22 protein-coding genes are annotated in these 20,898 nt (G+C 48.8%); 19 read left to right on the forward strand and 3 right to left on the reverse strand.

What is annotated here, in order from left to right; translation table 11 throughout:
• Positions 1-20 precede the first annotated feature (20 nt).
• From ACLTOQ_RS10495 to ACLTOQ_RS10510, 4 genes are all read left to right on the forward strand, one after another.
• Positions 21-422: a (deoxy)nucleoside triphosphate pyrophosphohydrolase gene (locus ACLTOQ_RS10495; RefSeq protein ID WP_337560967.1), complete on the forward strand. Its 402-nt coding sequence runs from the start codon at positions 21-23 to the stop codon at positions 420-422.
• A gap of 126 nt (positions 423-548) precedes the next feature.
• On the forward strand, positions 549-872 hold the full coding sequence (locus ACLTOQ_RS10500) for a type II toxin-antitoxin system RelB/DinJ family antitoxin (protein ID WP_021915080.1): 324 nt from the start codon (positions 549-551) through the stop codon (positions 870-872).
• Position 873: 1 nt separating this feature from the next.
• Complete coding sequence (locus tag ACLTOQ_RS10505) at positions 874-1,449, forward strand: Fic/DOC family protein (protein WP_337560970.1); 576 nt, start codon at positions 874-876, stop codon at positions 1,447-1,449.
• 126 nt (positions 1,450-1,575) lie between these two features.
• The gene (locus ACLTOQ_RS10510; protein ID WP_021915078.1) at positions 1,576-1,674 is read left to right on the forward strand and encodes a Maff2 family mobile element protein; all 99 of its coding nucleotides are present in this window, start codon (positions 1,576-1,578) and stop codon (positions 1,672-1,674) included.
• 235 nt (positions 1,675-1,909) lie between these two features.
• On the opposite strand, the gene ACLTOQ_RS10515 is transcribed toward ACLTOQ_RS10510, so the two are convergent.
• A complete protein-coding gene (locus tag ACLTOQ_RS10515) occupies positions 1,910-2,698 on the reverse strand; it encodes a formate/nitrite transporter family protein (protein ID WP_337673020.1) in 789 nt (262 codons plus the stop codon).
• Positions 2,699-2,846: 148 nt separating this feature from the next.
• Complete coding sequence (locus ACLTOQ_RS10520) at positions 2,847-5,519, reverse strand: DEAD/DEAH box helicase family protein (protein WP_412319369.1); 2,673 nt, start codon at positions 5,517-5,519, stop codon at positions 2,847-2,849.
• A 195-nt stretch (positions 5,520-5,714) separates the two neighbouring features.
• On the opposite strand from ACLTOQ_RS10520, the gene ACLTOQ_RS10525 reads away from it, so the two are divergent.
• From ACLTOQ_RS10525 to glgB, 10 genes are all read left to right on the forward strand, one after another.
• A complete protein-coding gene (locus tag ACLTOQ_RS10525; RefSeq protein ID WP_412319370.1) occupies positions 5,715-6,323 on the forward strand; it encodes an HD domain-containing protein in 609 nt (202 codons plus the stop codon).
• Entirely contained in the window at positions 6,304-6,873 is a 570-nt protein-coding gene (locus tag ACLTOQ_RS10530; RefSeq protein WP_412319371.1) for a hypothetical protein, read from the forward strand. Before ACLTOQ_RS10525 ends, ACLTOQ_RS10530 begins: the two co-directional genes overlap by 20 nt.
• 436 nt (positions 6,874-7,309) lie before the next feature.
• On the forward strand, positions 7,310-7,870 hold the full coding sequence (locus ACLTOQ_RS10535) for an RNA polymerase sigma factor (RefSeq protein ID WP_021915072.1): 561 nt from the start codon (positions 7,310-7,312) through the stop codon (positions 7,868-7,870).
• Positions 7,867-8,625, forward strand: a complete 759-nt coding sequence (locus ACLTOQ_RS10540) for an immunoglobulin-like domain-containing protein (RefSeq protein ID WP_412319372.1) — start codon at positions 7,867-7,869, stop codon at positions 8,623-8,625. The genes ACLTOQ_RS10535 and ACLTOQ_RS10540 overlap by 4 nt, the downstream gene beginning before the upstream one ends.
• A 248-nt stretch (positions 8,626-8,873) precedes the next feature.
• The gene (locus tag ACLTOQ_RS10545) at positions 8,874-8,996 is read left to right on the forward strand and encodes a hypothetical protein (RefSeq protein WP_021915070.1); all 123 of its coding nucleotides are present in this window, start codon (positions 8,874-8,876) and stop codon (positions 8,994-8,996) included.
• A gap of 322 nt (positions 8,997-9,318) precedes the next feature.
• Positions 9,319-9,633 carry a helix-turn-helix domain-containing protein gene (locus ACLTOQ_RS10550; protein ID WP_021915069.1) on the forward strand — a complete coding sequence of 105 codons (315 nt, stop codon included), beginning with the start codon at positions 9,319-9,321 and terminating at the stop codon, positions 9,631-9,633.
• A 33-nt stretch (positions 9,634-9,666) separates the two neighbouring features.
• On the forward strand, positions 9,667-10,173 hold the full coding sequence (locus ACLTOQ_RS10555; RefSeq protein ID WP_308728261.1) for an RNA polymerase sigma factor: 507 nt from the start codon (positions 9,667-9,669) through the stop codon (positions 10,171-10,173).
• Between the two features lie 93 nt (positions 10,174-10,266).
• Positions 10,267-10,503, forward strand: a complete 237-nt coding sequence (locus ACLTOQ_RS10560; RefSeq protein ID WP_262587135.1) for a hypothetical protein — start codon at positions 10,267-10,269, stop codon at positions 10,501-10,503.
• A gap of 219 nt (positions 10,504-10,722) precedes the next feature.
• The gene (locus ACLTOQ_RS10565) at positions 10,723-13,419 is read left to right on the forward strand and encodes a hypothetical protein (RefSeq protein WP_262587137.1); all 2,697 of its coding nucleotides are present in this window, start codon (positions 10,723-10,725) and stop codon (positions 13,417-13,419) included.
• A gap of 32 nt (positions 13,420-13,451) precedes the next feature.
• Complete coding sequence (gene glgB / locus ACLTOQ_RS10570) at positions 13,452-15,392, forward strand: 1,4-alpha-glucan branching protein GlgB (RefSeq protein ID WP_117962515.1); 1,941 nt, start codon at positions 13,452-13,454, stop codon at positions 15,390-15,392.
• A 212-nt stretch (positions 15,393-15,604) separates the two neighbouring features.
• Here the strand turns inward: glgB and ACLTOQ_RS10575 are convergent, their stop codons facing one another.
• Complete coding sequence (locus ACLTOQ_RS10575) at positions 15,605-15,856, reverse strand: DUF2508 family protein (RefSeq protein WP_021915064.1); 252 nt, start codon at positions 15,854-15,856, stop codon at positions 15,605-15,607.
• A gap of 233 nt (positions 15,857-16,089) precedes the next feature.
• Here ACLTOQ_RS10575 and ACLTOQ_RS10580 point away from each other — a divergent pair, with 233 nt between their 5' ends.
• The 5 genes from ACLTOQ_RS10580 (at position 16,090) to ACLTOQ_RS10600 (ending at position 20,890) form a co-directional block, all read left to right on the forward strand.
• Positions 16,090-16,296: a pro-sigmaK processing inhibitor BofA family protein gene (locus ACLTOQ_RS10580; protein ID WP_412319373.1), complete on the forward strand. Its 207-nt coding sequence runs from the start codon at positions 16,090-16,092 to the stop codon at positions 16,294-16,296.
• 267 nt (positions 16,297-16,563) lie between these two features.
• Positions 16,564-17,562 (forward strand): hypothetical protein, encoded by a 999-nt coding sequence (locus ACLTOQ_RS10585; RefSeq protein ID WP_262587142.1) that lies wholly within the window; start codon positions 16,564-16,566, stop codon positions 17,560-17,562.
• The gene (locus tag ACLTOQ_RS10590; RefSeq protein WP_412319401.1) at positions 17,543-18,769 is read left to right on the forward strand and encodes a CpaF family protein; all 1,227 of its coding nucleotides are present in this window, start codon (positions 17,543-17,545) and stop codon (positions 18,767-18,769) included. Before ACLTOQ_RS10585 ends, ACLTOQ_RS10590 begins: the two co-directional genes overlap by 20 nt.
• Positions 18,735-19,514: a type II secretion system F family protein gene (locus ACLTOQ_RS10595; protein WP_021915060.1), complete on the forward strand. Its 780-nt coding sequence runs from the start codon at positions 18,735-18,737 to the stop codon at positions 19,512-19,514. Before ACLTOQ_RS10590 ends, ACLTOQ_RS10595 begins: the two co-directional genes overlap by 35 nt.
• 8 nt (positions 19,515-19,522) lie before the next feature.
• Complete coding sequence (locus ACLTOQ_RS10600; protein ID WP_412319374.1) at positions 19,523-20,890, forward strand: type II secretion system F family protein; 1,368 nt, start codon at positions 19,523-19,525, stop codon at positions 20,888-20,890.
• Positions 20,891-20,898: the final 8 nt, after the last annotated feature.

The following is a 20,898-nucleotide window of genomic DNA, read 5'->3' on the forward strand; positions in this document are numbered from 1 at the left end:
TGGTTGGAGGAATAAAAGACATGAAAACAATCAAAGTAGTTGCAGCGGTTATTTGCGACAACATAAAAGAGAAGAATAAAATATTTGCGACGGCACGGGGTTACGGGGAATTAAAAGGGGGCTGGGAATTTCCGGGCGGAAAAGTAGAACCGGGAGAAACACCGCAGCAGGCTCTTGTAAGAGAAATTATGGAAGAGCTGGATACAGAAATTAAGGTTGGTGAATGGATCGATACAATCGAATTTGATTATCCGACCTTTCATCTTTCAATGGATTGTTTTTGGGCGGAGGTTACCAAGGGCCATCTTGAGTTAAAAGAGGCAGAGGCGGCAAAATGGCTCACAAAGGATCGGTTAGACAGTGTTGCCTGGTTACCGGCAGATATTACATTGATAGATAAAATTCAAGGGTATATGAAATAAGCCAGTGCAATTTGACTGGCGATAGATTCAAGGGGAAGAGAATTTTTCTAAAAAATCCAGTAATTACTGATTGATTGTGTATAGACAGTGTCATATAATAAATATACAAGAAAGAGAGGTGCTTTTATGGAAAGTATGGGAATTGTTCAAGCGAGAACACCAGAGAGCGTAAAAGAAAACGCGACAAACATTTTAGAAAAGCTTGGCCTTAATATGTCTACGTATATCAATATGGCACTGAATCAGTTGATTATACAGGAAGGAATTCCTTTTGCTGTTAAGCTGGCAAAGTCATCCTATACGGATGAAGAGAAAATAAAGGAAGTAGCCGCAACCTTAAGGATGGAAGGTCTAAAGCTGAGTGACAGTGATCTTAGTATGCTGCAGAAGATTAAAAGTGGTAACATGAGCATTGATGATGCGAGAACGAAAATATTAAGCGAGGTATAATATGCCGGATACAAAATATTGTTATCCTGATACAGATGTACTGATCAATAAGCTTGATATAAGGGATCTTGATAAGTTTCATATATTTGAACGGAAGTTGACAATGCTTAGATTGCTGGAACTGCTGGACAAACCAATAAATGGTAAATTTGATTTCAAGCATTTGCAGGCTATTCATGCTTATATTTTCCAGGATGTGTATGACTGGGCAGGAAAAGTAAGAACCGTAGACATTGCGAAAGGAAATATGTTTTGTAATGTCAGATTTATTTCAAGTCAGGCTGATGTGATTTTTTCCGGACTTAAGGAAGAGCATTATTTAGCAGGACTGGATGAGGATATGTTTATTAAGCGGCTTGCGTATTATTTTTCTGAAATAAATGCGCTGCATCCGTTTAGAGAAGGAAACGGACGCAGTCAGCGAGAATTTATTCGTTCTCTGGCATTGAAAAACGGATATTTAATCTATTTTGACAGAGTATCGGAAGAAGAAATGTTATTAGCCAGCCAGAAGTCTTTTCTGTGTGACTATGAGGATATGGAAAAGATTATAGCAAAATGTATCAAGAAAAAGTAAATATAGAACAGGGCATAAGGCCGACCGGTGAACTACTTACTGACCGGTCTTTTCTTATGCCAAAAACAACAAAATCCGACAAAAATGAACAGCCGGAAATCATGAAAGATCAGGAGGAATTTTATTATGGCATTTTTTCAGAGCGCAGTAGGAACTTTACAGACATTTGTGATCGCACTGGGAGCAGGTATTGGAATCTGGAGTTTAATCAAGGAAAGGGAGTGAATATTACGGTGCGGCGGGAATACTCAATGAATTAAAAAAAGCCATGGCAGAGTCACGATGATGATTCTGTCATGGCTTTTTTTCTTTCATAGGAAAATGCGTCCTATGAAAGAAAAACGCTCCGCAAGGATCGCACTGCGGCGGAATGGTAGAATGTCGCTTACGCGACCCGCCGCAGGCGGAGAATCCTGCAGAGCAGGATTCTTTTTTAAGAAAATTGTTCAGAAAAGGGAGCTTAGTTTTTCTCGCGAAGGAACAGATACCAGTACAGGAAGCCGACAACGATGACACCGCCGAAGATATTACCGATGGTGGCAGGGATCAGATTGTTGAGGATAAAGGTTCCGATATTTAAGCCCTCTGCAGCGATGCCGTATGCAGATGCGGCCATCATACCTGCGGGAATGTAGAACATGTTTGCAACGCAGTGCTCGAAGCCGCAGAGAACGAATGCGGAGATCGGAGGGTATACGGCGAGAATTTTGCCGGAAACGTGGGTTGCGCTCATGCCCATCCAGACAGCTACGCAGACCATAACGTTACACAGGATACCGCGGAAAAAGACCTCGGAAAAGCTCAGGGAAACCTTTGTGACAGCGGTATTTACCATGTTTTGTGCGAGCAGTCCGTCATACAGCCCGGGAATATGTCCGTATACGAACAGAACGGACACAAACAGAGAACCGATCAGGTTGCCGAGATAAACAAACAGGTAGTTTTTCATAAGTGCCTTAAAGGTGATCTTATGGTCGAGCAGGGAAATGACCATAAGGCAGTTACCGGTGAACAGCTCACTGCCGTTGCAGATAACCATCGCAAGTCCTGCCGGGAAAACGAGGGCGGATACGATCCGGGCTGCGGACGGATTGGTGATGTCTGCGGAAGCAACAGATGCTGCGGCACCTGCCAGTGCGATAAACATGCCGGCGAAGAAGCCAAGCAGCAGCATGTGCAGACCGGGAAGGTTGGCCTTGCGGACGCCGGCAATATCATAGTTTTTTGCAATTTGATCTGATGAAATCATGGGATTTGCAGTTCCTCCTTTTTGGAACCCACAGGTTCCTGTATTTTCTGCGTTCATTAATGGTAATATTGTAACATGCGCCCCGAAAAGCCGCAAGGAGACAGCCTTTCTTGTATGGTAAAAAAAACATTTCAGATTCCCTGCAGAATCATCCGTTCATCTTTTTCCGGCGGATGCAGCGTTCTTCACGGTTTGCAAACGCTTTGATTTTTCCTTCCAATAAAATGGCGCGTCCTTTTTCGTTTCTTGTATACACAACATCATAGGCTCCGATATACGGCTTCATACATTTAGCGAAAAGCTGCGCGTCCTCCTTGCGCTTGGAAAAACATTCCGGGACGACGTAAAATCCGTTCAGCCCGCGGAAGCGTTTGGGACTTACCAGAAGGTAGCGCTGGTTATCGACCGCATCGAAAAAATCGTTGACACACTGCGCGAATAAGGCCTTATCGCGTCCGCTTCCTCCAGAAAGAAAAATAACATGATGATCAGAACCAGAAGTACCAGATACGACTTTGCAGTGCGGCTCTTCTAAAAGGTTTTGTGTCTCCAATGCTTTCAAAATGCCATTTCCGAATGCTTTGAGGCGGCGCAGCGGGCTTCCGAGCATGAAAAGCTTTGGAAAGGCTGCGATCAGGACGCCGCCTGCATACAGAGCCATAAAAAATCCGATGACGCCGGAGACTGCGGAACGCGAAGCAAAACCGGTTCCCAGAGCGAAAATCAGGCCGACCAAAAGCAGGGCAGAGGTCAGAAGCAGCGCCCGGAGCGCATCCCAGAACAGGACAGAGGTCACATATTTATCCGGAATTTCATTGGTATTGACAACTTCCATTTTGTCGTACACGGCGAGAGAACGCATCCAGCGGTCTTTTAGCTCGCTGCGTTTTTGGGAAAGGGCGAGCATTTTCCGATTCATGGAAGCTGCGTTGCTTTTAGTAAAAGGAGAGCGGATGATGGAAAGGCGGTCGATGCCGTTTTCGATCGTATCTTCCGTATAATGCAGTCCGAGAAACTGCTCCATGCGTCGACAGAGCAGCGTGTAGTCCTCGCTGATTGTGTCCTCCGGGTTTTGCTGTACTTCTTTCCGGGGCTTTAGGCAGACGAGATGCCAGATATTGCTCGTCTTGTTCGGGTCTTCTTTCCAGACGCGGATGGCGCGGCCGCGCATCTGGTTGCTGAGCATAAAGGAGCCGACAAAGCTTGCCAGAATCAGGGAATTGATGCAGGGAGAATCCCAGCCTTCTCCGAGCAGGGATTTCGTGCCGATCAGAACCTGCATTGCGCCCTGTGCAAAAATGGCAGTAACGGCTGCAGTGAGGGCGTGCGCGTCCCCTGTGGCGGTCACTTTTAAGTAGTCGTTTTCCGAAAGGCTGCCGATGGCAGAAAACGTGAGTTTGATTTTTGCGTCGGTCTGCTGCAGCAGCGCTTCTTTTGCTTCTGCAGGTATGATGACGACGCTTCCGCACAGAACGCCTAACCGGATTGTTTTATGCTTTTTTTCATTTTCCCTGCGGAGCATTTCAAAAAAGGGAAGAACGCCGAGGGACGCGATCGTCGCTTCGGGATTGCCGATTGCTTTTTCATATTCTTTTCGGATATAATCGGTCAGAATCAAAAGGCGCAGGGAGCTGCCCATCGAATCGTACTCCGAAAATACAATATCCCGGATGCTGTTGGCTTTGCCGAGGGAATTGGTCAGCAGCTTTTCGACTGCTGCACTTTTGGTCAGGATGACTTTTTTCTTTTCGATCAGACCCTGGGATTTTAGCTGGTCGATCAGCATTTCCCGGTAAACCTTATCACATAGATAGGAATCGGTGTCATCGTATAAAAAGCCCTGCAAAAGCCGTTCCATCCATTTTACGTCCATGGAGGGCAGTTTTTTTGCCCCGAGCAGCCGTTGCAGACGTGCAGGGAATGCTGTATTTTTGCTCTGCAGATAAATCAAAATTGCCTCGAGATATTCCGGGTCATCGAGAAGAAGGTCATCCGAAATCTGACCGTTTAAACCTTTGTGTGTTTCAATCACAGTGAGCAGCTGGGAATCCTGCATCAGGCTTTGCAGCATCTGACTGCTGCGCTCTTCAAAATTTTGAATTTCTTTTGTTTCCGCTGTGGTCGGATAATTGAAATAGACATAATCCTGATGCGGGCAGAGACTTCCCTCTTTTACCAGCTCCGGAATCGTGATTTCCTCGTCGATATCTCCGCACATATTCATGTAGCGCGTCCACATCGCAGGCGTGGAATCATAGGGCGGGGTAGCGGTCAGGGAAATGGTTCTCAGGGAAGAAAGCTGCGATTGGAAGGCTTCGAGGGATTTCCACCATTCGCTGCGAAGATGATGGCATTCGTCGAGGCAAAGCAGTTCGATGTTGGCATTTTTCATGGTTCGAACTAAGTCAAAGTCAGAATAATCGACTTCTTCGCTGTCGGTCGGGGCGGTATCCTCGCCGGGCGTTTCCGTGCCGCAAAAACGGGTCATTGCACTGTGAAGCGCCTGATAGGTTGCGACCGTAATGGCCTTCGGCTGCTTCAGGCTCAGGGAGACGTAATCCTCCAGTGCGTATCCGTCGCATAAAAAGGCTTCCTGAATCCTTGCTGCCCACTGTTCCCGAATCGTGATGGAGGGTGCCAAAATGAGCGTGTTCGCATTCAGGCGTTTGATCAGTTCGATGCCGAGGGTCGTTTTGCCGGAACCGGGCGCGGCGACGATGTGGATTTTGTCGTCGGACAGATAGCGGCTGACATTTTGCAGAACCCGCGCCTGGTAGCTGCGCCAGGTTCCGTGAAATTCCAAAATTCCTTCATAATTCATAAGAGGTTCTCCTTAAAGAATCAGTTCCTGAAGTTTTATTAGAAAGGCGCGACTATTTTATTCTATCTTATGGTGCGTTTATCCTTCCTGTCAACTCATTTCCCAGCTTTACGAAACCGGGAAATGGCGCTATACTGACGGTAATACGACGCACGGTCACAGTATTATGTAAACTGAAGAAAAGGTGGAAACAGTATGGAACGACCACAGGCAGAATGGCTGATTGAGTTTTTGGAAAAAGCCGGAAAGTTAAAATCGGTGCCGCGGCATTGCATTACACCGGAAGGCGTGCGGGAAACGGTCGCGGGACATTGCTGGAGAGTTTCTCTGATGGCGTGGCTGTTGAAAGAGGAATTGCCGGACGTCGATATGGAAAAGGTAATCCATATGTGTCTGCTGCACGATCTCGGAGAAGCGGTAACGGGCGATATCCCTGCATTTGAAAAAAAGGAACAGGATCGCAGCGTGGAGCGAAAAGCCGTGGATGGACTGCTTTCGATGCTTCCGGGCAAAACCGGTGAAGAGGCGAAAGTGCTTTTTGCAGAGATGAATGCGCTTAAGACAGAGGAAGCGAAAGTTTACAAAGCGCTGGATAAGCTGGAAGCTGTGATCGCCCATAACGAAAGCAACATCAGCACCTGGTTGCCGCTGGAATATGAGCTGCAGCAGACCTATGCAGCGGAAAGCGTCAAGGGCTTTCCGATTTTGGAGGAAATTCAGAGGCTGGCAGTAGAAAAGACGCTGGAAAAAATCGCGGAAGAAAAAGCGGGGAGGAATCCGGAGGATGGAAGAAGAGAAGAATAACGTAGAGAATTCTGCAGAACCCACAGGCGATCAGGCAGCTGATGCGCAGTCATCAGCCGTGGTGCCGCTGCAGCCTGACAAACCGCTTTCTGGCAAAGAACTGCGGCGTCAGAAAAAAGAAGCCGCTGCAGCGCAAAAGGCTGAAGCTGCCGCACAGAAAGCACGGGAAAAAGCCGAGGCAGAAGCGCAGAAGGCACGCCAGAAGGAGGAATCGCTCGCTGCGAAGCTGCAGCGCCGCCAGGAGAAAAAAGAATACCGGCAGGGCGTCCGCCAGGAACGCGGACAGGAAATAAGACTGCTCTGGCATATCGTGGAATTCATCATGCTTGTGACGTTTATTGTGCTTGCGATTGATCAGGTGGGATTGTACGGATTTTTGTTTGTATGGTTCTTTATCGCGCTTGCAGCGGCATCCATTGTGCTGCTGCTTGCAGGACTGATCCGCGCGTTTCGTAAAAAACGCGCCGGGATCATGATTTTGGTATCCCTGATCGGAATCATCGGATGTATCGCGTGGTTTATTTTTCTGGTTTCGTCAAAACTGATCTGAGCGTGCCAGAACGAAAATTAGGAGAGTCACATGGCTCTCCTAAAATTTTATTCATGACAATAGAATGCTCGCAAAGCGTGCATTCTATTGTTTCATAGGAAAATGCGTCCTATGAAATAAAAACGCTCCGCGCGGATCGCACTGCAGCGGAATGGAAGGATGCGCACTCGGCGCAAGGGTAGATGGTTGCTAAAGCAACCGCGCCTCGGCGCAAGAATGTGCCAAGGCACATTCTTTTTTAGAAAAACAGATTCAAAAAGTGGCTGAACAGGGAAACGCCGGAGGAAAATTCTGCGTTTATAAGGAGTAGGAACGTACATTGCGCCGGGAAATGCAGAATTGCGACCCCGCGTGGTTTACACGATCGGAACCCCTGCAGGCAGCATAATTGATTCAGCAAAAAAGCAGGCCGCAGTCGCGGAAGAGGAGAGGAACAATGGAGGACGATAAAATCATCGCCCTTTACTGGGCACGAAAGGAAGAAGCAATTTCGGAAACGGACAGAAAATACGGCAGCTATTGCCGCAGCATTTCTTTCCGGATTTTAAACGATAAAGAGGACAGCGAGGAATGCGTCAACGATACCTGGCTGCATACCTGGAACGCGATTCCCCCCGGGAAACCGGAATTTCTGGCGGGATTTCTGGGGAAAATAGTGAGAAACCTTTCGATCAGTAAATATCGGGCAGGGCATGCCCAAAAGCGCGGAAGCGGCGAGACGCAGGCGCTTTTGGACGAACTGGAAGAATGTATTCCATCCGGCAAAAGTGTAGAGGACGAGATCGAGGGCAGGGAAACCGCCGCAGCGATCAATCGTTTTCTGGAAACACTGGACGCCGAAAGCCGGAAAATATTTGTCCGGCGGTATTTCTGGGCAGAGCCGGTTAAGGAGCTGGCAGGCAATTTGAATATCAGCGAGGGCAAGGTAAAGTCGCAGCTGTTTCGGATGCGGGCGAAGCTGAAAATGCATCTGGAAAAGGAGGGGATTGCACTGTGAAAAAGAATGAAAAGCTTTTCGACGCCATCGGACAGATCGATGAGCGATATATTGCGGAGGCGCTGGAACCGATGTATCAGGAAAGCGTAGGGACTTCGGATGAAAATAAAGCGGCGATGCCCAAAAAAGGAAAATCGTTTTTTTACCGGCAGCGGCGCACAGTGGCGGCAGCAGCTGCTCTCGTTATCTGCATTGGCGCAGCCGGAATTGCACAGTGGCGGTTGCATTCGGAAGAACCCGGACCGGAGATGGCGGCCTATGATATGGAAGGGCTGAGTGCGGAGGATGGAATTGCACTGCAGGCAGAAGATGCAGCGGCTGTTGCTCCGGATGCGGACGAAAATCAGGGGGCGGCAGCCGACCAGAATGCGGTACAGGGACGTATGGCCAACAACGCAGAGACCTGTTTCGCAGAAATTTATCTTGAGGTTGCAACGGCAAACTCCGGAAAAATTACCTGGCGGATTGTCAATGAAAGCGACACAGAAATCGTCGGCTGGGGAACAGATTATACGCTGGAACGTTTTACAGAAAACGGTTGGGAAATCGTTGAAAATTCCGACGCAGATTTAGAAACACAAAAAGAAAGCAGTCAGGCGGTCGCAGGAGAAACCAAAGAAGGAACACTGGATTTGGCTGCTGATGGTATCCGGCTGGAGGCAGGGCAGTATCGTTTGAAAAAAGAATGCCGGATTTTTGACGACGAAAACAGCCGCCAGACCGAGCTGACCGCAGAATTTCAGGTTGAACCGTGACCTTTGGCTATAAAGATTTTATTGTGTGCCACAGGTTGTTTTCGAAACCTGTGATTCTGACATCATGATTGTCACAAAGCTGATTTTGTGGTAAACTGATAACAGTTTAGACACAGCGGTGGAGAACTCTGTGAAGCAGGCTTTAAGGCCGGGGCTTTTGACTCAGACATCATAATTCATGACAATAGAATGCTCGCAGAGCGTGCATCCCATTGTTTTACAGGCAGGAAAAGGAGGACAGACGGAAGATGGACGGAACATTTTTTCTTTTGGCAGGCGGACTGCTGATCATTCTTTTTGCAGTAATTGTGGCGGTTGTTTCCTCTGTGACATCGGCAGTAGCGGCGGATGTAGACGATGAGGAAGAATGATTTTCCTGAGAAAAGCGGCAGAAAAGCGGCGATTCAAAATATCAGACGAAGATAAAAGGGCAGCAGGCGCAATAAAGAGCCTGACTGTCCTTTTTAAAGTTTATGCCCGGATATGTTTAAAAAGCAGAACGAATAAATTTTACGGCAAGACGAGCTTTTTATCTTTCCATTTCGATATCTATACAAATAGTTTGTAAAATCTTGACAAAATACAAACTAACTGATTGTAAAATACTGGAAAATACAAACAGTTAGTTTCTCTTCATCTGTGCAGTCAGAAGGTATGATAAGAATATCAGACTAAATTCTGGAGGTGGACATCATGGAGAAGGATGTTTATGTCAAAATTGGTGAACGGCTCCGAAAGCAACGCAGGATAATGGGCCTGACGCAGGAACAGGCAGCAGAGCTTCTTGGAGTATCAACCACCTATTATGGGGAGATTGAGCGTGGAAACCGCAAACTGACAATTCCGCGGATTCTGACCGTTTATGAAAAGATGAACCTTGAACCTACCTATCTTCTGACCGGAGAAATCCTGACAGACAAGGTTTATGATGAAATTTTTGATGGTTGTCCCAGAGAAAAGGAGCAGGCCCTGGAGGAGGTACTTAGAAGTATTTCACGCCTGTACTGAAGACCGACTGTTTCGAGACAAAGGGGGACCATGATGAGTGGGGAGAAAAATTCGTTTGATAACTTTGAAGAACTGTATACAAACTGTTATTGGCTTGTATACCGATATGTCCGTCATATGATTGAAAAAGATCTGGCGGCAGCAGAGGATGTGACACAGGAGGTGTTTCTGGTTGCATATCAGAAATGGCAGGAGGTGCGCAGACATCCGAATCAGAAAGGTTTTTTGCTGCTGACAGCTAAAAATAAATTGAAAAAATGGTATGAGCAGCAAGGAAAAATACAGACAGAAGGCTCAGGGCAGGAAGAAAAAGCTGCCCGAAGGCCGGATTCCGGTCAGGAAGGATATTATGTACAGGCAGAATGGAACGCCTTTCTGGAGCAGATTTTTTCCATGCAGGAGCTTTTGATCTGGAAGTTTTATTATGAAAACGGATTTTCCTGCGCGGAGATTGGGGAAAAGATTGGAATATCGGAAAGCAACACAAAAGTCAAGCTGTTCCGAATGAGACAAAAATTAAAAAGCTGTATGGAGGAGTAATCTGACAGGCAGGGGTATGAAGAATCCGGGGATGATTTTGGAAGGATAGCTGTTCGCAACGTATGACGGGCAACAAAGAAGGAGGACAGAAACGTGTCTGAAAAGAAGAATTCACTGGAAGAAAAACGTATTCTGCAGAAAAAGCTGCAATGGTATACGCTGGAAGCGGAGGATGGGGAGTTTAACGCGACGGAAGTGGAGGCAATGTTGGAGCGTTTGGATGAGCTGGAATCGCTGCCGGAAAAGGAGGACGGAGCAGATTTTTCGGAGCCCAAAGAAGCTTTAAAGCGATTTTACCAAAAATATGCAGGGGAAAATGTGGAAAATTGAGTAAAAAAAAGAGGGCGGATGTGGAAATCCGGTCTCTTTTGTTTTGACAACGTATAGGCGCTATGTTAAACTTAGGAAAGTAAAAAGTGGGGCAATATACCCGATTTTGAAAAAATATAAGACGGAAAAATGGAACGTTCGCGGAATATTTTGAAATTCTGTACCGAAGACACAGCTGCGGATACCTGACCGATAAGATAAAATCATGAGGTGAGTACCTTGGATAAGTACGAATATAAGCTGCGCCTTGAAGAGATCAAGACGCTGAACAAAAAGGGCCGTTTTCAGGAGTCCGCACAGATCGCGGATACGATCGACTGGAAAAAGGTCCGTAATACCTCCACACTTGGAATTATCAGCGATGTTTATAAGATAAACCGAAGATTTGACGACGCCAGGGAGATCCTGCTTCTGGCAAATGAAAAAAGTCCGCAGAACAGGCGGATTGTCTATGCGTTGTGCGATCTGGCGATCAAGACCGGCCAGGTTGTGGAAGCTGTGGAATATTATAAGCAGTTTGTACAGCTTTCGCCAAACGATAACAGTAAGTATATCCTGTTGTATAAAATTTACGAGGCACAGGATATCAGCCTGGAAGAGCGGATCGCTGTTTTGAAAGAGTACAAAAAACGCGAATATAATGAAAAGTGGGCATATGAGCTGGCATTTTTGTATCACAGGGTCGGACTTGCCACGGAGTGTGTAGAGGAGTGCGATCAGCTGATCCTCTGGTTCGGTGAGGGCAAATATGTGCTCAAGGCGATGGAGTTAAAGCGCCTGTATGTACCGCTTTCGCCTGCACAGCAGCAGCTTTACGACAGTCAGTACGGCGGCAGAAACGCAGTAGAGGAAGAACCGCAGGAAGCGCCTGCACAGGAACAGACTCAGGCAGTCCGGTCTGCTGAAAGCAAAGAAAAAGCAGATCTGGATATCCATGTAAAACCGATGGATATGGGACAATATAATACGATCAATTTACAGGAAGCGCTTGCCGCGAGCATGCGTGACGTGTTTGCGGTTGACAGGGAAGAGGTAAAGACGGCTTCTCCTGAGCAAGAAGAACCTGACCTGATGAAAAATCAGCAGACCGTTTACGCTGCAGAAAATGGAAATGGGGAATATCAGGAAGACATTTCCCGTGTCCTTGAAGAATCTGACCAGTGGGACGCACAGGCAACGGGACAGCTCGATACGGAAGAGACGAAGCTGGCGGCAGATGCAGTGGACGCGGCAGAGTCCGTCAGCGTGCAGCCTACACAAAGCACACCGCAGGTGTATGCTGACGTAGAACCGACATTACCTGTCGCATCGTCCAGCGAGGCATGCGCTTACGTTGCCGAGCCGGTAAACGCGCAGCCTGAGGCACCCATCCTCGCGGCGCAGGCCGCGCCGGAACAGACTCCTGCGGTGACAGATCCTGCGGATGCCGGAATGCAGGAAATCCATCCGGCGGTGGTGGAGACTCCCTGGATGCCGATGGAAACCGACAAAATCGAACACATACAGGGCGTGGAAATACAGGAAAAGGCTGCGGCAGTCCCGGAAAGACAGCCGGAAAGGAAGGCTGTTGTGGGAAACACTAAGATAGAACGCCAGACGACCGGCCAGATGAACATCGAAGAGGTGCTCAAGGAATGGGAACGGCTGAAAAAGGAAAATGAAGAAAAGAGAAAACAGGAAACCAGACAGTGGATGCTCCAGCAGACAGGTTCCCTGTTTGATGATTTTGATGAAAGCTCCAGAAACGGCGTGCTGGAACAGCTGCAGAGAGAAGAATCCCTGCCGGTAGAAGACGAGAAAGCTCCTGCAAATGCTGAAAATCAGGAAGCGCCTGCAGGAGAAAGAGCTGCTGTAGAGACGACTGCAGCAAAAGCACCGCTTGTCGATCCGTCCAGAGAAACCGAGACGGAAGAACTCGAAGAGATCGAGGAAGCGCCGCCGGTGGCGGATGCCGCACAGGGCTACACAGAGCAGAATGCAGAAACAGAAGCGCAGGATGCAGAGCCGGTACAGCATTATGCGAAACAGGCCGCACCGGAAAGGATCGGAGCGCCTGCAACAGAAGAAACCAAAGCACCGCGTCAGGAAGCACCTACAGCGCAGCCGGAGGCCTCCGGCGAAGAAAAGCGACTGCAGGAGCGTGTATCCCAACAGCAGGCAGCCGAGCGTGTGCGCAGCATGACAAAGGCAGAGCGCAAGCTTTTTGCCCAGTTCATCCCGACCAAACGCGCAATGCGCCAGCTGGTCGCAGCGCTGGATGAAATCAGCCTTTCTGCGTACACTGGAAACGTTGTGATTACCGGTATGCCAGGCTCCGGTACACTGAAACTGACAAAATGTATGATCCGCGAAATTCAGGCGTCCGACGGAAACTTCTCCGGCAAGGTTGCCAAAGTGAACGCGGAGCTGATCAATAAAAAAGATGCAAAAGCGCTTGTGGAAAAGGTTGCAAACGGCGCGCTCGTCATTGAGAAAGCCGGAAAGCTTTCCAACGAGGGATGTGAGAAGCTTGCAGACGCATTGAATCAGGAACATACCGGCATCATTGTATTTGTATTGGATGAAAAACGGGCGATCGACCGTTTATATAAGAAAAACGGAAGACTGATGGAAAGCTTTACCGCGCGGTTTGATATCGCGGCGCTGGACAGCGCAACGCTGGTAAAATACGGCTGTCAGTACGCATATACACAGGAGTATTCGATCGACGAGCTCGGCAGGCTCGCCCTGCATACCAGAATCGAGGATATGCAGACCAGTTCGCATGCCGTTACGGTGGGGGAAGTGCGTGACATCGTGGATGAGGCGATTGCTCATGCAAACCGTAAGACGATCGGACACTTTATAGATATTGTGCTTCGGAGACGCTACGATGAAGATGACATGATTATTTTGCGGGAGAAAGACTTTATCTGAGCGTTTCAAATATATCCAAACAGGGGGTTATTATGGCAAAGGCAAAGACAGCGAAAGCAGTAAAAGCGGCGAAAGTGCCGGAAACGGTATACATTTCGGAGGCCGACCAGTATCTGTTTGCTCAGGGGACGCATTACGATATTTACAAAAAGCTGGGCGCACATCAGTCTGTAGAAGACGGGAAGAAAGGAATGAGCTTTGCCGTCTGGGCACCGCACGCAGCCAGCGTTTTTGTGATTGGAACGTTTAACAGCTGGAATGAGACTGCAAACCAGATGGAAAAGCTGGGACCCGGCGGAATTTATAAGACGTTTATTCCGGACGTTGGTCTGGGAGAGCTTTACAAATTTCTGATTATCACGCCGGACGGCAGAAAGCTGTACAAGGCAGACCCGTTTGCAAACCAGGGGGAGGTACGTCCGGGAACTGCTTCTGTTACGACAGATATTACCAATTTTAAATGGTCGGACAGCAAGTGGATTGAAGAAAGAAGCGCGCAGGATCCGGAAAAAGCGCCGGTTGCAATTTATGAGTGTCACATTGGTTCCTGGATGAAGCATCCGGAAACGGAGGATGGATTTTATAATTACAGAGAATTTGCGGATCGTATCGTAGAATATCTGAAAAAACTGAAATATACCCACATCGAGCTGATGGGAATCGCAGAGCATCCGTTTGACGGCTCCTGGGGCTATCAGGTAACCGGCTATTATGCACCGACTTCCCGTTACGGAACGCCGGAGGATTTTGCATATCTGGTCAATAAGCTGCACCGCAATAAGATTGGTGTCATTTTGGACTGGGTACCCGCCCATTTTCCCAAGGATGCCCACGGTCTGGCAGATTTTGACGGTGAGGCGCTGTTTGAATATCCCGATCCCAGAATGGGCGAGCATCCTGAGTGGGGAACTAAAGTATTCAACTATGCCAAGAGCGAGGTTAAGGGCTTCCTGATCACAAATGCCCTGTACTGGATTAAGGAATTCCATGTAGACGGACTGCGTGTGGATGCGGTTGCCTCTATGTTGTATCTGGATTATGGCAGAAAAGACGGCGAATGGGTACAGAACCGTTACGGCGGCAATACAAACCTGGACGCGATCGAATTTTTCAAGCATTTCAATTCCGTGATCCGTGGAACTTATCCGGGTATCATGACGATCGCAGAAGAGTCTACGGCGTGGCCAAACGTGACCGGAAAAATCGGCAGTGACAGCCTTGGATTTACGTTTAAGTGGAATATGGGCTGGATGCACGATTTCTGTGAATATATGAAGTTGGATCCTTATTTCAGGAAGAATGATCATCATGCGCTGACCTTTGCGATGTCTTATAACGATGCGGAGGACTATATTTTACCTCTGTCTCACGATGAGGTCGTACATCTGAAATGCTCGATGGTCAACAAAATGCCCGGCTACAAGGTGGACAAGTACGCAAACCTGCGCGTCGGCTATACTTATATGCTCGGACATTCCGGCAAAAAGCTTTTGTTCATGGGACAGGAGTTCGGACAGGAGCGCGAATGGAGTGAGGCCCGTGAGCTGGACTGGTTCCTGCTGCAAAATGAGCTGAATCAAGGACTGCAGGATTACGTGGCAGAGCTTTTAAAGCTTTATCGAAAATATCCCTGTATGTATGAGATCGACAACAGCTGGGACGGTTTTGAGTGGATCAATGCGGATGATGCAGATCGCAGCACTTACAGCTTTATTCGTAAAACCAGTGGAGAAAAGACAAAGAGATTGCTTTTTGTATTGAATATGACGCCGGTAGAGCGTAAGGATTACTGCGTTGGGGTACCGGAAAAGAAGAAATATAAGCTGGTGTTAAACAGCGCGGAAAAACGCTTTGGCGGCAGCGGAGAAGAACTGAAAACCGATTATACAGCAACTGCAGAGCCCAGCGACTACAAGCCGTACCGGATCACCTTTGACCTGCCTGCATATGGCGCACTGGTATTTGCATTCTGAGAAATGCGTTGTGCGGGTATTCTGATGCCGCAACCAATAGAATACACGCATTGCAGATATTGTTAGAGAGAGAAAAGGACCAAGGGTTCCAAGGGGAATCCAAGGTCCTTTTTTACAGAAAGCGCATCGAAAAAGAGGCCCCTTTGTTTGCTCCTGTTTTCCTCTTTTGTATCGTGTGAAAAATACGGTCAGGAAGGAGCTTATGCGCCAAATTACACGTCTCCTGCAGAGACTTTATCAAGTCCGTTCCACTGATTGAGGAGATAACGGTAACGTTTCATGGCGGCATTGAGCTGAAAAATGTAGCAGTCGATCAGATCAGGATCGGTCGCGTATTCGAACCCGGCATAGGCATTGTCCAGCTCCCATTTGGCGAGCTGCAGATTGTTTCTCAAGGCTTCTTCGGGCGTTTTTGAGGCAAGCTCAGCGGACGGTCTGCCGCCGATGCGAAAAGAAACTTTCATGTGTGTTCCTCCCGGAAAGATAAAGTGGTAACGTTCGAAATCCCCGGTATTCTGACAGCTTTGGCAGGGGAGTTTGTTACAGTATAGAGAAAAACTGGAAGAAATATACATCCGGACAATGAATATCCGGGCAGGGAGAAAAAATATCTGCGGTTATTTCCATCGTATGATACGAATATCTGCGTGACAGGCAGGAATATATATAGATCAACGAAGTCCGGGCGGGAGGGCTTATGAAAAAGGGAGCGGAGCTTGCGCTGAATTTTATGCTGCGGCTGGTTTTTGGAATGATCGCCATTTTTCTGATAAACGGATATCTGCAGGAAAAAGGACTGGATGCGTGCGTCGGAATCAATGCGCTGAGTGCGTTGACGTCTGGATTTCTCGGACTACCGGGTGTTGCATTGTTGTACGGCGTGCGGGTGTATTTGATGTGGTAAAAATACATAAAGATTGCATACCAGGTTTGTCAAAACGTCACAAGTAACATTTAAGGTACTATCTTGCGCTGGACAGTACAGAAAATCCGGTCTATACTTTGTCTTACCATCAGGCGGGATCAATGCAGAGGCATCTGATCCCGGTCCATACCGCTGATTAGCGGTTCTTATATTTTCTGAATTCTGTATTCTGTTATTCATGACAATAGAATACTCGCAGAGCGTGTATTCTATTGTTTAGGAAATTACCAGGAGGAATACGAACAATTGAATAGACGGACATTGGCGATTTGCGATCCGGAGGAGGCGTATGCATGCAGGCTGATGGATGCGCTGAGCAGACGGGAGGATTTTCCGTTTGAGGTGTTGGCTTTTACGGGAGCAGAGCGTTTACAGGATTCTCTCGCCCGAAAGCCGGTACAGATTTTGCTGATCGCGCAGGGGCTTTTTCGGGAAGAGATGAAGGACTGGGTACGGCATGTCATTTTGCTGCAGGAGGAAGAAAACAGCCCGGTACAGGAGCTTCCGTGCGTGAGCAAGTACAGCAGTGTGCTCCGGATTGCAAAAAAAGTCACGGAGACGGCGATGCAAACAGAGAAATTGCCATTTTTGCAGACGGTAGGGAAGGCTTGCGTGTACGGATTTTATACGCCGGTAGGACGCAGCCTGCAGACAACGCTTGCGCTGACGATGGGACAGCTTCTGGCGGCAAATAAGAGGGTGCTGTATCTGAATTTTGAATGCTGTGCAGGGCTGACCGAGATGCTTGGAAAACAGGCGGATAACACAGAGTTCGCAAGTTTGCTGTACTATTTGCAGGAGTCTAAGGAGCAGTTTTTAGGCAGACTGTATCAGGCAGCGGAGTGCATCAACGGAATGGATTTCATTCTTCCGGCGTCATGCGGGTACGATCTGTACGGAATCGCCAGAGAGGAATGGCGGCGTCTGCTGGATTTATTGGATGATGGGCAATATGACGTCATTCTATTGGATCTGTCGGATGGGGTGCAGGGATTATTTGATGTCCTGCGGCGTTGTACGAGGATTTACACGATCGTACGGGAGGACGGCTTTGCCGCCGCGAAGCTTGCTCAGTATCGGGAGACGCTGGAACGGACGGATTATTCGGACGTCTGGGAGCGCTCGAAAAAGTTAAAATTGCCATTTTTCTGCCAACTGCCCAAGGACATCGGAAATCTGTTGACCGGGGAGCTGGCGGAATATACGAAGAAAGTGTTGGATGCAGATGAGCAGGGCGGTGTATGAACAGTTCCGCGTGCAGGTGAAGCAGGAAATTTTGCAGAAGCTGGACTGCGGACAGGATTTTTCGGATGGGCAGGTACGACGGCTGATAGATGAAAGGCTCTGCAGAAGCGACTGCATCGGCAGGCTGGACGTGGCAGAGCGAAGAAAGCTTGGCAGAGAGCTGTTTGCGGCGATTCGGGGTTTCGATGTACTGCAGGAGCTTCTGGAGGACAAGCGGATTACGGAGATCATGGTCAACGGGCCGGATCGGATTTTTATCGAAAAGGACGGCAGGCTTACGCAGTGGCAGGGACGGTTCGAAAGTCCTGCACGGCTGCTGGATGTGATTCAGCAGATCGCGGCGGGCTGCAACCGGGTTGTCAATGAGGCGTCTCCGATTCTGGATGCAAGGCTTTCCGATGGTTCACGGGTAAACGTCGTGCTTTCTCCGGTTGCGTTAAATGGTCCTGCGATGACAATCCGGCGGTTTCCGGAAGAGGGAATGACGCTGGACAGGCTGGTGGCGCTTGGGTCGATTACAGAAGAATGCAAAAGCTTTCTCGAACTGTTGGTAAAGTGCCGGTACAACATTTTTATCAGCGGGGGTACGGGGAGCGGAAAGACGACGTTTTTAAATGCGCTGTCGCAGGCGATTCCGCCGGAGGAACGAATCGTGACGATCGAGGACAGCGCGGAGCTGCAGTTAAAATATGCGCAAAATCTGGTTTCCCTCGAAACCAGAAACGCCAACATGGAGGGATGCAAAACGATTTCCGTGCGGGATCTGATCCGCAGCAGTTTAAGAATGCGGCCGGATCGGATTATCGTCGGGGAAGTTCGCGGTGCAGAGATCTGTGAGCTGCTGACCGCCTACAATTCCGGGCACGCCGGGAGTATGTCAACCGGGCACGGAAACACAGCGCGGGACATGCTGCTTCGGATGGAGACCATGCTCCTGATGGGAATGGACATTCCATTGTCTGCCATACGAAGACAGATCGCATCGGGAATTGATATTTTAGTGCATCTTGGAAGGATGCGGGACAAAACCAGAAAGGTACTGGAAATCGCAGAAATTACAGGATTTTCGGAAGGGGAGATTATGACCAGGACGCTGTATGCCTTTGAAGAGGACGAAAACAGTACGCGGGAAAAGGTCAGCGGCAAACTGGAAAAGAAAGGAGAACTTTGTCATGTGGAAAAGCTGGAAGCGGCGGGCTTTGGCTGAGAATAAAACGGACTATTCCAAATACCGGTTTTCCTGGCAGGAATATTTGCTCTGCTTTTTCAAAGCATTTTTTGCAACAGGCGCTTTTACAGGGATGTTCTACCGGTCATGGCTTGGAATGCTGGCGTTTCCGGCAGTATGGAAGGTTTTATACGGACGCGACAAAAAGAACAGAATTCAAAAAAGAAAGGAAAGACTCTCTCTGCAATTTAAGGATACTATCCTGATGGTAACGGCAGGTATCCAGGCAGGGAGCTCCATAGAAAATGCATTCCTGGATGTGGAACGCGAAATCGGCGTCCTTTACGGACAAAATAGCGAGATGGGACAGGAGCTTGCACTGATTCGCAAGGGACTGACAAACCGGGTGGCGCTGGAGCAGATGCTTCTGGATTTTGGCAGGCGCAGCGGCATCGAAGAAATCCGGGATTTTACAGAGGTGTTTGCAACAGCGCGGCATCTGGGCGGCAACTTAAAGGAGATGATTCAGAGAACAGCAGACCTGACGGGACAGCGGATGGAAACGCAGCGGGATATTGCGACGATGCTGGCATCGAGAAAATATGAGCAGAAGGTGATGATGCTGATTCCGTTTTTACTCTACGGCTATATGCAGGTGTCGTCGAAGGGATTCTTTGACGGACTGTATCATAACCCGGCAGGAATCGCGATTATGACGGTCTGCCTCGGGCTGTATCTGGCGTCGTGCGTGCTGGCGGAGAAGATTATGGATATTCGGGCGTGATAGAGGACATGTGGAAACAGAAAAAAGGAAAAAAGGTTGGACTGTTTCATTCGTGTGCGCTGCGGCTGGTAGTGTTGCAGAAAAAAATGGAACGAAACCGAGGCGGCAGGAAAACGGGAAACAGGCAGGGACAGGAAATTTTGTGCCGGATCTGGGGGCGGGAAACAGGCGCTCTCAAATATCGGGAATTTCAGGTTCAAAAAACAGAGCGCCTGCTGGCGATCCTGTCCGCCGGGCTGGCGATGGCACTGCTTTGTCAGATTTTTTTGACGACAGGAGGTTTAGAGCCATTGACAGAACTGCTTCGCCCGGACAGCGGGGAAGGAGACCGGACATATGTACTGGATGCTGAGGTCGGAGACGAAAAGCTGCGGAGGATTTCGGTATCGGTGCCGGAGCAGGAGCTGTCAGAAGAAGAGGCATCAGCGCTTCTGGATCAGGCACAGGTAGAGCTGGAGCGCTGGGCAGCGGCAATTCCAAACCCAGACAGCGTGGAAGACGATCTGGACTTGCCGGAGAGATTCTGCGGCGGGCTGGTGACGGGAAGCTGGCAGAGTGACTGCTATGACCTGATGGATGCTTCCGGACAGATTCGGAAACAGTGGGTGGAGGAAGGCGGAGAGCTGGTAGTGCTGAGCGTCCGACTGCAGTGTGTTGAGCAGGAGCGGGAATGCTCCTTTGCAGTGCGGATTGTGCCAAAGGGAGACAGTCTGGCAGATCGACTGATGCGCGAAACAGGACGGCAGCTGGAAGCAGAGCGCAGTCTGCAGCAAGCGTCGGCAGCGCTGCCGGAAACACTGGAAGAGCAGCCTGTAAAATGGCGGCTGCATCAGGAACCATATGGGCTGTGGATTTTATGTCTGACGATAGCAGGGGCAGGTTTGATTTCGTTTGCATATGATCACGATTTGGAAAAAGAAGGAGAAGCGAGGCAGGAAGAGCTCGCATTGGCCTATCCGTCCTTTTTAGCGCGGTTGACGCTGCTTGCGCAGACTGGAATGCCGATCCGACAGATTTTTGCGAGACTTTCCAAAGAAAAGAATGGTGTTGTTTACGAAGAGGTGCGCCGGACATTTCGGGAAATGGAAAGCGGAATGACGCAGACCGAAGCGCTGGAACGTTTTGGAAAACGCACCCGTCTGCCGCAATATAAAAAGTGCGCGGCATTGCTGGCCCAGAACATCCGCAGGGGAACAGGCGAACTGATCACTGCACTCGGACAGGAGGCAGAGAATGCGTTCGAGGAACAGAAAGCTGCCGCGCGGAGAAAAGCAGAGGAAGCACAGACAAAATTGTTATTTCCGATGCTGCTGATGCTGAGTGTGGTGATGATTCTGATTTTGGTACCGGCGTGGCTTTCCTTCGGAGGACTGTGACGGTGCCT

It is taken from the genome of Gallintestinimicrobium sp., assembly GCF_046968865.1.
Lineage (GTDB): Bacteria > Bacillota > Clostridia > Lachnospirales > Lachnospiraceae > Gallintestinimicrobium > Gallintestinimicrobium propionicum.